The sequence below is a fragment of the Caballeronia zhejiangensis genome (genome assembly GCF_000698575.1).
GTDB classification, from domain to species: Bacteria; Pseudomonadota; Gammaproteobacteria; order Burkholderiales; family Burkholderiaceae; genus Caballeronia; species Caballeronia zhejiangensis.
Map to the genome: position 1 here is coordinate 1 of NZ_JFHD01000068.1, position 14,244 is coordinate 14,244.

Here is a 14,244-nt window from a genome sequence, read left to right on the forward strand (position 1 = left end):
CACGAGATGCTCCCCATCATTTTCTTCTCGCTGCTGCTCGCAATTTCTCTCGCCAAGCTGGGACCTCGGACCGCACCGTTTGTAGACATGCTCGATATGTTCCTTCAGGGCATGTTTGGTGTGGTGCGGATCGTCATGTACGTCGCGCCTATTGGTGCGTTCGGTGGGATGGCCTTCACCATCGCGAAGTACGGAATCGGCACATTGGCTTCCTTCGGCCAGTTGATGTTGTGCCTCTACCTGACGTCTATCTTTTTCGTGGTTGTGGTCCTTGGTCTTGTAATGAGGATGTGCGGACTGTCGCTCTTCAAGTACCTTCGCTACATCAAGGACGAGATCCTGATCACGCTCGGCACGGCATCCACGGAAGCGGTACTTCCGCAGATGCTGATCAAGATGGAACGGATGGGCTGCTCGCGACCCGTCGTTGGCATGGTGTTGCCTACCGGATACACCTTCAATGCTGACGGAACGGCGATATATCTCACGATGGCTGCGTTGTTCATCGCGCAGGCGATGAATGTGCATCTGACGATTTGGGATCAGTTGCTTGTGTTGGGCGTGCTTCTGCTGACTTCGAAAGGCTCGGCGGGAGTCGCGGGTGCCGGATTCGTTGCGCTGGCCGCGACGCTCGCGTCCATGCACAAAATTCCGGTCGAAGGTTTGGTCTTGCTTCTCGGTGTCGATCGTTTCCTTAATGAAGCTCGGGCCGTGACAAACCTGATTGGCAATGGTGTCGCAACGGTCGTCGTCGCGCGCTGGGAAGGACAGCTCGACATGAACACTGCGCGTGCGGTGCTGAATCGTACGAACGTGGACGAATTCGAAGAGCTGCAGCCTATCGACCATCCGGCCATCGCATCCGCATCTACGGGCGATGGATCCGTCCGATCGAGCGCTCATTGAGCCTCCACAACATCACTTTTGCAAATTGGCAGTGGCCCTTCGGCGACTGCCAACTTCATTTTTAGAGCATTGTCGATATGACCACGCAAACGGACAAAGAAGGTTTTCGCGAAGCCGCGCTCAACTATCATGAGTTCCCGACGCCGGGAAAGCTCGCTGTCATGCCGACCAAGCAAATGATCAATCAGCGCGACCTCGCGCTCGCATACTCGCCGGGCGTTGCGTTTGCGTGTGAGGCGATTGTCGAAAATCCGCTAAACGCCGCACGCTTCACTGCGCGCAGCAATCTGGTGGGCGTCGTGTCGAACGGCACAGCGGTGCTCGGCCTCGGCAATATTGGGCCGCTCGCGTCCAAGCCGGTCATGGAAGGCAAGGCGGTGCTCTTCAAGAACTTTGCCGGAATCGATGTGTTCGATATCGAGCTGAACGAAAGCGATCCGCACAAGCTCGTCGACGTGATCGCCGCGCTCGAGCCGACTTTCGGCGGCATCAATCTGGAAGACATCAAGGCGCCGGACTGTTTCATCGTCGAGCGCGAATGCCGCAAGCGCATGAGGATTCCCGTCTTCCACGATGATCAGCATGGCACCGCGATCGTCGTCGCGGCGGCGATCATCAATGGCCTGAAGGTCGTTGGTAAGAACGTCAACCAAGTGAAGCTTGTCGCGTCGGGCGCGGGTGCGGCGGCCCTGGCATGTCTGAACCTGCTCGTCGATCTCGGCATGAAGCGCGAGAATATTTTCGTGACGGATCTGGCAGGCGTCGTCTACAAAGGCCGTGCGGAACTGATGGACCCGGACAAGGAACTCTTCGCCCGCGAAACCAGCGCGCGCACGCTTGCTGACGTGATCGAAGGTGCGGACGTATTCCTTGGGCTCTCGGCTGGTGGCGTCCTCAAGCAAGAAATGATTAAGGGAATGGCCGCGAAGCCGCTGATTCTCGCGCTCGCGAACCCGACGCCGGAGATCCTGCCGGAATTGGCGCTCGAAGTGCGCCCGGACGCCGTGCTCGCAACGGGCCGTGCAGACTATCCGAACCAAGTGAATAACGTCCTCTGTTTTCCGTTCATCTTTCGTGGTGCTCTCGACGCGGGGGCGACGACCATCACTAAGGAGATGGAAACTGCAGCAGTGAACGCAATAGCCGAACTTGCTCGGCAGGAGCAAAGCGATATTGTCGCAACGGCCTATGGAATTCAAGATCTTTCGTTCGGACCGGACTATCTCATTCCCAAGCCTTTCGATCCGCGTCTGATCGTGAAGATTGCGCCTGCCGTCGCGAAGGCCGCGATGGACAGCGGCGTGGCGACGCGTCCGATCGAGGACATGGAAGCGTACAAGCAGCACTTGCAGCAGTTCGTCTACCACAGCGGCACCACGATGAAGCCCGTGTTTCAGCTCGCGCGCAGCGTCGAGCCGGAGAAAAAGCGCATCGTGTTCGCGGAGGGAGAGGAAGAGCGCGTGTTGCGCGCGGTGCAGATCGCGGTCGATGAAAAGCTCGCCCGGCCGATCCTCATCGGCCGTCCGGCAGTGATTGAGCAGCGCATTCAGAAGTTCGGGCTGCGTCTGACGCCGGGCACCGATTTCACCGTCGTCAACACCGACCAAGACGAACGCTACCGCGACTTCTGGCAAAGCTATTACCAGATGATGGCAAGGAAAGGCATCAGTCAGCAGATGGCGAAGCTCGAAATGCGTCGCCGCACAACGCTGATCGGCGCGATGCTCGTGCAGAAGGGCGAAGCTGACGGCATGATCTGCGGCACGGTGAGCACGACGCATCGTCATCTGCACTTCATCGATCAGGTGATCGGCAAAAAGGAGGGCGCGAACGTATACGCTGCGATGAACGCCCTCGTGCTGCCGGGGCGTCAGATTTTCATCGTCGATACGCACGTGAACGTCGATCCGACGCCCGAGCAGCTCGCCGAAATCACAATGCTCGCGGCAGAAGAAGTGAAGCGCTTCGGCATCGTGCCGAAGATTGCGCTCTTGTCGCATTCGAACTTTGGCACGAGCAACGCTCCGACCGCGCAGAAGATGCGCGACGTGCTGGCGATCCTCAAGGAACGCGCGCCCGATCTCGACGTCGACGGCGAAATGCACGGCGACGTGGCGCTCGATGCGCGTCTGCGCAAGGAAGTGCTGCCCGAATCGACGCTCGAAGGCGACGCGAATCTGCTGATCCTGCCGAACATCGACGCGGCGAACATCTCTTACAACCTGCTGAAGACGGCGGCGGGAAGCGGCATCGCGATCGGGCCGATCCTGCTCGGCGCGGCGAAGCCGGTGCACGTGCTGACAGCGTCGGCGACCGTGCGGCGCATCGTCAACATGACGGCGCTTCTCGTGGCGGACACTGCGGCGTCCGACGTGGCTTAACTTGCGCTGAATTCCAGCCATACTGAGGGTCGAGGCTGGGCCTCGACCCATCAAAAACACCTGCACATACAGGCCTCTGAATAGTGCAGCGCACTGCTGTCGGCGATGATCCGAGTGCACATGCCGTCTATTGCCAAAAACGCCGTAGCGCCTGTAGGTCGCGCGGTACCGGCCCCGATACCGCGCTGTCAAATCAATTAAGCCTCGCTGGCCAGAAGCGACCGGCTTCGAAACCTCCGCTCCAAACTCCTTCGCCACCATGGCACAGGCGCGGCGTCTAACGACGGCCACGCCTCTTTGATTCCTGCGCTGTGTCGTTCGCTTGTACGATTGGCAATCCCATCCGTCGGCTTCGAAGCAGTTGCTGACGTTTGAATGACCGCACTTTGTCGAGGCTAGACGCCTGCCTATGGCCGTCCTCAGTCCGACGGGAACCGGCAAGCCCGCTCGGCCTTGAAACGGCGGCGTCAGGCAGAAGGCGACCCACAACCGCCAGTCGTGCTGTGTAGGACCCAACGGCGGCTAGCTGAGTGGTTCTGTCATCCGCGCCGGTTTTCCGGGCGCAGCGGATCGGCCTTTCCGGACATTGAAGCAGGTTCTGTTCTACGTGAGCAGCCGGTCACATTGCGGAGTTGGGTTGCGTCGCGCACCAGGACCTCAACTGCCTGCATCAGCGAACTCACACTCACAACCGAGAAGAGCCGATCGGCCAACGCAATCATAATGGCCGATTCTAGCGGTAGAGCCGCCATCCCATGAGAGAGACATTCTCGACAGTGGGGCAAGCGGATGTCACGTCATTTAACTTTCAACGATCCAATCGAGTGTCCGCCGCCGTCGAGCGCCCGATTGCGCATCTTGGCGGCAGTGTGATGCTTCGCCCTTCGCCCCCGTTGCCCGGGAACGGGACAAGGTGAGCGTCCGCCGTTGCATCATAAACCACATTTGTGATCGTACAACCCGTTGTCACACTTGCACATGCGCACTTCGCCGGTTACTACCTGATGTCGATTTTTAGGGGAAGCAAGACTTCCTCTACCCCCACTGCATCCAATTTTCCCTGAATAAATGAAGCGCTCTCTCTCGCCCGTTGATCCCCTCGTACGACGAAAATATTCAACGCTGATCTCGCAATTTCACGCAATTCGGACAGGTCTATACTTGCGTTGTACATATTCGTGAACGGGGTCGAAATAGCGAAATTCCAAAGTGCACGTAGGTATTCGAATGAATAACCTTGCGGCGCATCTTTGAATGATCTCGCGCACCGACGCTCTCGGTTATAAGCTATATCGACGTAGTCCATGTAGATCGGAATCAGCAGCTTGAGCTCTGTTTGCAACGTCTCCAGTACGGACCGGTCTAGAGTGCAGCAGCAACTAAGTGGCTGGTACTCGTATCGACCGACTATTGTTGCTACAGTGTAGTGGAACTGCTCAAGCGCGCCGGACGGCGACGAATGAACTTCTGAATGAACGCCCGGTGTGGTCAGTCCGAGCAATACAGCACCCTCCGGAGCCGCATGAGCAGTACCCCCTGCCTTGAAGCGTTCGAAGATACGGGCGAATGCGGTACCAGCCAGATGAACTCGCTCATCTTTGGGCAACGTCTCGGGAAGTCGTTCACTGCGTTTTCGATTTCCACGCCACTCCGACAGAGAAATATGTTCACACAATGTCGCAAGCTGATGCTTTCCGGGGGCTCTGTCGCGCGATCCGACAAGAGGGTTTTCCTTCACCGTGGCCACCCATCCACGCCCGTCGCACTGGACAAAATGATTCTGTGCGTCTTCGTCCCGAACGCAAAACGCGCGCTCAGCGACTATCCACTCTGCTCGTTCCAGCATCTGCTCGCGGAAATAGCGATTGCTGGCGTGAGATAGAATTAACAGCTGGTTCCAGAGAATTCGATCGAGAGTGAGAGGACGTTCCCAGTCTTCGACTGAATGATCAAAGAACAAAACGTCGAACAAGAGCCGTTGAAAGGGATACGAATCAGTATATACGTCGTCGGTAAACGCAGCCTCCAAAAAGCTGCGGTTATCGAAGACGATTTCTCTATCACTATCGGCACTATGACCGAATACCGTCAATCTCGTCTCGTGTTTTCCGTTCTCGCAGGTCGCATGCAGTGCTTGTAATACCCAGAGGCAAACATCGTTGATCGCCTCCAACTGCGCATATCGCTTCTCATCAAGGTAAGGCCGATACTTAGAGGTGACTGAGCGCATCGCACGCCATCGCGTACTGAGCCTCCTCAGTGGAACGGACGTTCCCTTGTGACATTGTCGACGCCGCATAATGAATTTCCCGATGTTTCGAATGTCATCACTAGAAGCAAAGTGAAAGCGACGGCAGTGCTCGAGTGCACGTGGGATCCTTCTGGGGTTTCCGGTCACCGCGACCAGCACTACTTCGATAGCTAGTGCTTCTTCAGCATCAAGGCCTTCGTTGTATTCCGCCTGACACCACTCCGATTCGCGGTACGCGTCACCGATCAAAACAATAATGAATCGGGAACGCTCGAATGCTCTCGCTAATTGGTTCTCGATCGAAACAATTGGAACATAATAATACCGAGCGTCAAGCCAACCCCGCAGGCCTTGCATCTCAAGGCGATGGACGAGAGAAAGCGCCGCGTCTTTCTCCTCCTGGTTATAGCTCACGACGAAGTCGAATGGGATGGTCCCAAAAGAGTCGTACACGATCGTCTCCTCTCCAGTTCCGTTCCATACCGCCCCGACTCGCTGCCCTGAATGCGCAGGCCAAAAAAAACAGCTGGAGGGCATTTGCCATTGTCAGCGATCCTGCGGAACGCAACGACCGCTCTCAAAGAAAATCTGCCCCTTTCGGCGTCTCCGTCGTTGACCCGGACAAACGGGTCTTGTTAGGCCTGCCGCCCGGCGCAGTCGGCCGAACCCAATTCCTTTCCGCCACTAACGACTAGTTGCTTCAATGTCTCTTGCCGGGCCTGAACCAAAATCGCCGAAAAGCTATGCACTCACGTGGAAGCCTGGCGCGCTGAAGTAATTATTTGTGCTACCACTGGGTCATCGAGGTAGCCGGCAATACCGTGATGGTTATCCATATGATTAATTACATCGCCAATATTGAAAACCGCAGCGAAATGATGGTCGGGGCAAGTTCTCAAGAAGTTCCTTCTATCGATCGAATGATGCAGCGCGACTAGATCGTCGGGATCTGAAAAATTGACCCAGGTCCTGACGATTGAAGGCCATCTTCGCGCGCGTTGATTCATTCGAGAGGCAACAGTCTCTGTACTAAGCGGCGACCCGATTGTTATCAGAAGGTCTACTTCTCGCTCCTTGAAGTCCGCGAGTGCTTCAAGCGCGACCACCGTTCCCAGAGAATGAGCAGCAACTATCAGCGGTTCGCTGTGAGCCTCGGCAAGGCTTGCTGCCTCGCATAAAGCGGATGCGCCAAGCGCGAGGATGTCCTTCTTGATTCGCGCGTCGTTCAGGTAGGCAGAAACTTGGATTAAGACGCTATCGACGATCTGATTTTGCATGGGAAGTGATAGTACCGAGGACATCGCGCCTAAAGCATTGCTTTTGAAACCGCGAGTACGTGGTTCGCCAGTCTCTGAGCGCGGCGACGAATCGGTAAATTTGACGCGACCGATCTCCCTGCGCCATTCCTCAATTGTCGCAGCGCAGTCTCCGGAGACGTCTACCTCAGTTTCAGAGGACGATGTCTCCGAATGAATGTTGCGACTCAGATTTCGGTGAGCGGTTGCCGGCAGCCTCGTGAGTAAGTCTCCATAGTAAGGCATCACGATCTGCTCTCGCCGTGGCACTGGATTCTTAGACTGGGCACGGTCAAGCCCAACTCTTATGCTATCCATCCACAGCGAACGGAGATCGTTAGAAGTCTTGCCCTGCTGTTCTATGCCGTGCAAAAAAACGAAGCTCATTTGCTTTCTCCATACGGTTGTCGATGCGTATCGGCTGTGTAGAGTACCCAGGACCACAGATGTCGCGCAGTGTACGGACTGCGGAGCCCAGACTGGCAGTAGACGTCAAGGATCTCAAGAAGTAGGACATGAATACTGGATTGTCCACTGCACTGAAGCTGGCCCACAACGCCTCGCATACACTATCGAATCGGTGCTACGATAGGGAAAAGCGATTCTTAGGAGCTTGTTCCCGCGCTTAAGAGGTCAGCCGCCTGACGCATCTGGGCGGCTCGCGGGAAGCGGGAACAAGCAACCGAGAAAGTTGTATTATCGGGTCCACTAGTACGATACGGAGTCAAGTTATGGCGGATAAAAAAGTGATCTTCGTTGCGTTCGCGATCGAGGACGCTCGGATCCGAGACATGATCAAAGGTCAGTCCTTGCACACAGACAGCCCCTTCGAATACGTCGACATGTCGGTGAAAGAAGCTTACGATGAGGAATGGAAGAAAAAAGTGCGGACCCGAATCCTGCGTTCGGACGGCGTATTAGCGATCATCAGCAAGAACTCCTTGACATCCAGTGGTCAAAAATGGGAGATCCAGTGTGCTAAAGATCAAGGCAAGAGCCTGAAAGGAATCTGGGCTTATAAGGAAGACCGTACGGCTGTCGCAGGCGTGAGCACGATGGTTTGGACGTGGGATAACATTTCTAACTGGATCGATAGCCTCTGATGCGTAAGGCACTTATCGTTGGTATCGATTGGTACGAAAACGTGGCTCCGCTCTACGGATGCGTGAACGACTCTTTTGCAGTTAGGTCGATGTTAGACCGCCACGCCGATGGCTCGATTAACTTTGGAGTCCGGCACATCACGGCAACGGGTCCGAATGCAATGGCTTCGCGCGACGAACTACGCGGAGCGATCCAAGAACTCTTCGCGGGTGACGGTGAAGTTGCGCTTCTGTATTTCGCAGGTCACGGGCATATCGAATCGACGGGCGGATATTTGTGTTCGTCCGACGTAAAAACCGGCAATGATGGGTTAGCACTAGCAGAAATAATGACAATGGCTAACCAATCCCGCATTGCTAACCGCGTCATTATTCTTGATAGCTGTCACAGCGGCGTAGCAGGCGGGAATCCACTCCAACACAAAGTAGCCGAGGTCAGCGATGGGGTGACCATTCTAACTGCATCAACTGACGAGCAGTATGCTTCCGAGGAAAACGGGGCCGGCATATTCACGTCGTTGCTTGTCGATGCGCTCGGCGGCGCGGCCGCCAACCTCGTCGGCGAAGTGACGCCGGGCGGCGTCTACGCGCACGTAGATCAGTCTCTCGGGCCGTGGGCCCAAAGACCCGTTTTTAAAACTAATGTCAAGCGGTTTGTCTCGCTAAGAAAAGTCCAGCCGCCGCTTGAGCTTGCGGAACTTCGACGAATTGCTGAGTTTTTCCCAAGCGCCGGATATCAAATGCAATTAGATCCCACTTATGAACCGGAACGAAACGTTTCGTGCGCGACCGATCTGCAGGGTGTGCCGAGTCCAGACCCGGACCACACAGCGATATTTTCGATCCTTCAGAAATTCAACCGCGTTGGGCTCCTCGTGCCAGAAGGCGCGCCTCACATGTGGCACGCAGCGATGGAGTCCAAGGCAGTGCGCTTGACGGCTCTGGGCGAGCACTATCGGCGCTTGGCCGCCAAGGATTTGATATGAATAATTTGGAACGCCAAAGTATTGCAAACGCGCTGAACGCCATCGTCGAGGATTTAGCACGGATCGAGCACGAACGTTGGTCTCATTGGCAAATGTATATGCACGGCAAGGGAAGTCGCCAACCTGATGGAAGCTTGCTTCTATCTCATGACCTCGTTGAGCATTGGGATCGCCAGATTCGCACCGCGTACGACGACTTAACCGAAAGTGAAAAAGAAGGCGATCGTGAGCAAGTACGAAGGTACCTTCCTCTTATCGTGGACGCACTTTCGAAATCTTAATGCGCAGCGCTTTGAACTATGCAATGCGGGCGGAGTGCGCGGGCTTTTCGTCCAAGTACTCATTTCACTGGTAACACGACATATCCCGATGCGCCTGCACTGCACCGGGCGCTCAGAAACACTACTCGGTCGAGGGCATCTGTCCCGATTCGTTGCGACCTTCAACGGTGAAGCGGCGCTCTCACATGTCAGGTCTTTGCAAAATGCACAGACGACATCCCCACGTCCTTCCATGAGTAAATAGCCTTAGCGTTGCCCACCGGCTTTCGGAGCATGTGTGATTGCCTTCCCTATTGTGGCGCGAGTATGGAATACTGTAACGCGTATGATGCAATGGCGACTGGCAGTGCGAGTAGCGCTGCGGAAAAAAGATACATTAAACATTGAAGACCCAAAAGTACAATCCCCAAGAGCTTTCGTTCGCTATTAATGTTTGAGTAAATCTTCTTCGGCTGCAAAGAAGTAAGGGCGCTGCGAAGTTCTTGCCTAAACTCTTCCAATGATCTCTTGGATGCTCGTGAGTATCTAACAGCTCCGAAGCGGCTGACATATGTGTCTCGAATTGCATTGTTGGTGCTCGCAGAAGAGGCCGTGTCCGAGCTGACTCCTTCGCTCTCTAAAATCAGCACGAAGGGAGTCTGTGTAGTCTCCAACTGAGATAATTCCCAAGATAAAGCGTCGGTGAGTTCTGTTACGTCGACGACGATAACATTACAGTACGACAATAACAGGCCGACGGTCTCCCGCCAGATCGTTGAATCGACCTGTACTATCGTCGACTGCAATCCAAGAAATGTGGGCCGTTGCCACCACATCGTCATGCTCGCGACCGTGGCGGCGAGCGTAGAAATTGAAGCGGCCGAACTGATCGTTATCCGTTTGTTTCGCCTTAGTCGGTGACGATGAAATAAAAAAAGAATGAGTATCACAGATAAAAACCAAGTAAAATACGAAGTGCACAGTGCTGCGGCCTGCCACATTGGACCGAGCGGAGTGTCATCAACTTCAAGCCACCTTGGCCACCCGCTTGATGTCGCCAAGCTCATTATGATTAGTGCGACGACGACCGCTGAAATCGGGATAATATAAGCCAGCCATCTCTCCATTGATGGAAGCTCCGTTTCGCGAAATTCGCCATCATAAAGCGTAAGGATTCGAAAGCGTCGACCGAGACCGCCTTGATACGACGGGTCAATAATTTCAGTGTTTCTTCGGAATTTCCTTAGATACAGAACGATGAACTTTGGCCGCGCAATTACCATTACACCTGCGAGCGCTATGCAGAAAAACAAGGAGAAATAGAACGTTCTCTGCAAAACTCGACCTAACGTCCAAAGGCCACCTAGATCGCCGTCAAAAGCCGCCATCTGAGACGTAACATACAGCCCCCACACCCAGGTGACCGCAAAGGTTGTGCCGGCTAAAATCAACATTGTACCGAGGACGAGGGACACGATTCTGCTCTGTGTCTTTGCCTCTTCTGGTCGTGGAGCGGCTTTTTCTGGATTCATTGCAAGAAGCGCTCGACTTGCGCAGTATCACATCTTGCCGGTCTACCTTCAGCTGAGAACGAAGGCTACAGTTCTTGCCTCGCGGTTCATGGTGAACGAGACGCTAATGAACCAGCTTGCGTTTCCATTGCTCAGTCGGCGAACCAAGGGTCATCACATGGCTTGCGCCCTATAATTTAAGATCAAACTTGCATCAATGGCAAGGTGGTGCGATCGAGCGGAGAGGGAACGCTATGCATCACCGACGTCGGTCCCATCATCGTCTCTAATCGAATTTTCTTACCGCTGCATTCCCTAAGCGCGGTTAGCGTGTGTCAACGTCGTTCTCAGGCAACGCATGAAGCTGAAGACGTGCTTGAACCATGTCCTTTTTTTTCTTTGTTAATTCAAGTGTTGCGCCGCCGCCCGACGGTCGGGCGAATGTACGTTCAGGGCATCAATCCTGTGACTTTTCGGTTAGCCGAGTTCCCTCTCGCCTTTTCATTTGCCTGAGCACGAGATACTCCGTGGCGCAGTCCTCTAAAAACAAAACGGAAAGACGGTCACTCTTGCATATGGCGGACCACCCGCCGACTCTTCAAACTTGTAGACGAAAGGGTGTCGCCGATGATACACGCGCATTGCGCTTCTAGATCAAGTAATCGAAGAGAGCGGCGGACCCAACCGGTGAGTTCGGAGTGAAGTGCGTGATCGATGCAATGAATGCGGCACTTTTCGCAATGTTCCTATCGACGCCTTTAGGCGTGGGCTGGACGCTTCCGAAAGGGAGGCGGGCACGGCGTCAGCAGCGTGAACGCCACAGACACGCTCCGGCGGCCAAGCGCGCTTTCGCGTCTGCCGTCGATACTATCCGGCCAACCGGCGCCGTGGGTCCCACCCGGAAGGAAATCTGGCTGGCGGGACACGATCGGCGCCTATCGCTGGGACGCGGAAGGAATGTTCCAAAGTCGGCACTCCAAGCGCAAGGCAGGACTCGGGCTATAGAGCGGCGTTCGCCCCACGTACCGCCCAGACATTTGGACGGCCGTGCGCGCCTTGCATGCGGCCATGCATATGATTGCGGAATAGCGACCTACTCTCTGTGTTGCGGTCGATTCAGGCGACCTGCCCGCACGCGCCCCGGCCATATTTGGAGATAGCATGCCTGCGGCAGTCAACCGCGCCTTAATGCAGTTAAGAGGAGGGACATCTCCCGTTCGAAACCCACTGCGTCCATAAGCGGATCCGGAACGACAGCGGCGACACGTGACTTCAGCTGATCGAGGTCTAACCGGGCCGGGCGGAATTCATCACTGAACAAATGATCATCAATAGCCAACGGGATGAGGATTTCACTGCCCCCTTCCCTCGCCTCGCGCTCCAGAACACGCTCAATTTCGTTGAGAACACCATTTCGCGACAGCGAGTTCTTCGAGCAGACGACCAGCACGCGATCGTGCGTCTTCACTCCTTCCGACATCATCCGGTGCAGTTTTTGCCCCGGGAGCTTGTTGACTGGGAAATACCAAGTCTTGACCCCGCGTGACACGAGGAATTGGTTTATACGATCGACTACGGGCTGATCGGGACCGCCATACGATATAAAAACCGTTTGATGCTGTTCATCTTCGGACAGTATGTCGACGCTCATTCCTACCTCATCGAATTTTCGAACGATCTCTTCTGACGTGATCACCAGCTGGTCTGTGTAGAGCGTCAGGACGGGCGCCACCGCGAAGTCTTTCGTCTTTCTCCGCTGGCCTTTGAGAGGAAGCGTTTCGATCAGAAGCTCGTTCTTTGCCATATCGATGATCTTGGGGTGGATCATCATCAACCATTCGATCTCGTTCAAGGCGTTCCCGCCAAGTTTCTGGACTGCGATGAAAGGATGGAAAACACTCGTAGCTAGATCCGCTGCAACAATTGTGTGAGCTGTTAGTCCCGGTGGTATCGACATCTGATCCGTTGAAATCTGCACCGCCTTAGGGAACTGTCGGGTGACGTGCGCGACTAGGTTTTCTTTGAGCGAGCCTATGATCTTTCCTTCATTTCGATTGTTTATTCGAAGTTCAAAACTAAGGCTCGGCTCGGAAATTCCAATTCATGCTGGCTGAGTTCATCAGCTCACACGGGGATAGCAACAAAAGCCGCCCTTAGTTCGCCCCGGTATTGGGTATTGTTGTAAGAGCCGTATGGCGCTTGGTGACCGGGCATTTTGTGTCCCCGGCCTCACCACCAAGCAATGGGGTACGAATCGTTGCAAATCGGTCTAGGTACACCCAACCGCGAGTGTAATTCTTCGTCAGCGGATTCTACCGTACCGCCGTCCTAATTTGGCGCAAACGTGCCCGGCCATTGACGATCCCACTGCCGGCAATCACGCTGTTCCGGTTCCACGGCGGGTAATGCGTGGTGCGCCATCCAAGCCAACTCCGCGTGGGAACGGTTCGGCCAATGGAAAGTGTCGCATAAGGCCGAACTTCTGCGTCCTCATGTGAGTCGACGAATATCCGTTGCACCTCTGAAAGCCGCCCTAATGACGGCACGATGAGTCGTGAGTGTAGGTTCGTTGATGCACGTCAGTGCAGTCCCACCGCGCAACGCCGCGAAGGTCAGCAATCCGGCAGGCTGCTGACATTAAACGGAATCAGCATCAATGTCGGCTAAGGCCGAGAGAGCGCGTTGACCATCGGGCGGGTGTCGGAGTGGACCGGCCGTTCGAGTGACCACTGGATGGCTGCGGCGAGCGGCCGAAAGTGGCCGGACTCAGACGTTGCTCTGCAGCTTGCCGCCCAGCCCTGCCGAACTTGCCTTCGCCGGTGACACAATTTGATTCGCTCCGGGAAACCGTTGCCTTGCAAGGCTCAGCGGGCACGGGCCTGCGTTCTACGGCGAGTTGACAAATTTATTGGCGCAAAAGTGACAGATTCATTACGGTCTACGGAACAACAGCGCGAAGATCGCCGAGCCGATCAGATACCCCAGATTCAGCGACATGGACACCCGATCGCCGCCCGTTTTGCCAAGCGTCGTCGCGGCAATCTTGACGATCCAGAAAAACAGCGTGATGTCCAGAACTTTGGATTCACCTTTCATTAGGATACGTTTCGGTTTCAAGTGTTGCAGTATTCTTGGAGCGACTCGGCGTTACGTCGACAAGTTCGCGCGGTCCTCCCGCGCAGCGCACGCGCTCGGCGACGAGCCACGATGCAAGCGCCAGGCCGCCCGACAGCACTTCGCGCATGCGCTTGACGAGCGCGAGCGACAGCGCCGCCTCCGTGCCGATGCCGGCGAGCTGGCTCGTCAGCACGATGGCGGCATCCTGCACGCCGACGCCGAGCGGCACGAAAAAGGCCACATGCCGCGCAATTTGCGCGACGGCTTCGATGGCGACGGCATCGGAGAACGTCACGGGCACGCCCATCACCCAGAGCGCGAAGAAGTTCTCGATGGCGCCCGCGGCCTGCCCCGCGAGTTGCCACGCGAGCGCGGCGAGCCACGCGCGAGGACGTTGCGCCAGCGCGCGCAAGGCGGCGTCGAGCCGTCGCGAG

The 14,244-nt window shown here is 55.6% G+C and carries 10 protein-coding genes and 1 pseudogene; 5 read left to right on the forward strand and 6 right to left on the reverse strand.

Annotated elements, in window-relative coordinates; translation table 11 throughout:
* Together BG60_RS35175 and BG60_RS35180 are read left to right on the forward strand one after the other, a co-directional pair.
* Positions 1-906, forward strand: a 906-nt coding sequence (locus tag BG60_RS35175) for a cation:dicarboxylate symporter family transporter (protein WP_034474495.1), incomplete at its 5' end; no start/stop codon positions are given.
* 77 nt (positions 907-983) lie between these two features.
* Complete coding sequence (locus tag BG60_RS35180; protein WP_008344776.1) at positions 984-3,287, forward strand: NADP-dependent malic enzyme; 2,304 nt, start codon at positions 984-986, stop codon at positions 3,285-3,287.
* A gap of 997 nt (positions 3,288-4,284) precedes the next feature.
* Here BG60_RS35180 and BG60_RS35185 read toward each other — a convergent pair.
* A complete protein-coding gene (locus BG60_RS35185; protein ID WP_160172934.1) occupies positions 4,285-5,991 on the reverse strand; it encodes a toll/interleukin-1 receptor domain-containing protein in 1,707 nt (568 codons plus the stop codon).
* Positions 5,992-6,287: 296 nt separating this feature from the next.
* Positions 6,288-7,220 (reverse strand): alpha/beta hydrolase family protein, encoded by a 933-nt coding sequence (locus tag BG60_RS38570; RefSeq protein ID WP_008344780.1) that lies wholly within the window; start codon positions 7,218-7,220, stop codon positions 6,288-6,290.
* Positions 7,221-7,564: 344 nt separating this feature from the next.
* On the opposite strand from BG60_RS38570, the gene BG60_RS35195 reads away from it, so the two are divergent.
* Genes BG60_RS35195 through BG60_RS35205 form a run of 3 tightly spaced genes read left to right on the forward strand, consistent with a single transcriptional unit; the run spans position 7,565 to position 9,203 of the window.
* Positions 7,565-7,936: a hypothetical protein gene (locus BG60_RS35195; protein ID WP_008344781.1), complete on the forward strand. Its 372-nt coding sequence runs from the start codon at positions 7,565-7,567 to the stop codon at positions 7,934-7,936.
* A complete protein-coding gene (locus BG60_RS35200) occupies positions 7,936-8,922 on the forward strand; it encodes a caspase family protein (protein ID WP_008344783.1) in 987 nt (328 codons plus the stop codon). The genes BG60_RS35195 and BG60_RS35200 overlap by 1 nt, the downstream gene beginning before the upstream one ends.
* Positions 8,919-9,203 (forward strand): hypothetical protein, encoded by a 285-nt coding sequence (locus tag BG60_RS35205; protein WP_008344785.1) that lies wholly within the window; start codon positions 8,919-8,921, stop codon positions 9,201-9,203. The genes BG60_RS35200 and BG60_RS35205 overlap by 4 nt, the downstream gene beginning before the upstream one ends.
* A 290-nt stretch (positions 9,204-9,493) precedes the next feature.
* Here the strand turns inward: BG60_RS35205 and BG60_RS35210 are convergent, their stop codons facing one another.
* The 4 genes and pseudogenes from BG60_RS35210 to BG60_RS35220 form a co-directional block, all read right to left on the reverse strand.
* A complete protein-coding gene (locus tag BG60_RS35210; RefSeq protein ID WP_144403762.1) occupies positions 9,494-10,714 on the reverse strand; it encodes a hypothetical protein in 1,221 nt (406 codons plus the stop codon).
* A gap of 1,153 nt (positions 10,715-11,867) precedes the next feature.
* Positions 11,868-12,545, reverse strand: a complete 678-nt coding sequence (locus BG60_RS35215) for a toll/interleukin-1 receptor domain-containing protein (protein ID WP_160172935.1) — start codon at positions 12,543-12,545, stop codon at positions 11,868-11,870.
* A 1,091-nt stretch (positions 12,546-13,636) separates the two neighbouring features.
* Positions 13,637-13,789 (reverse strand): annotated as a pseudogene (locus BG60_RS38575) (hypothetical protein); the annotation flags it as partial.
* The coding region (locus BG60_RS35220) for a lysylphosphatidylglycerol synthase transmembrane domain-containing protein (RefSeq protein WP_034474502.1) at positions 13,779-14,244 on the reverse strand (466 nt) is incomplete at its 5' end. The gene BG60_RS35220 and the pseudogene BG60_RS38575, both read right to left, overlap by 11 nt.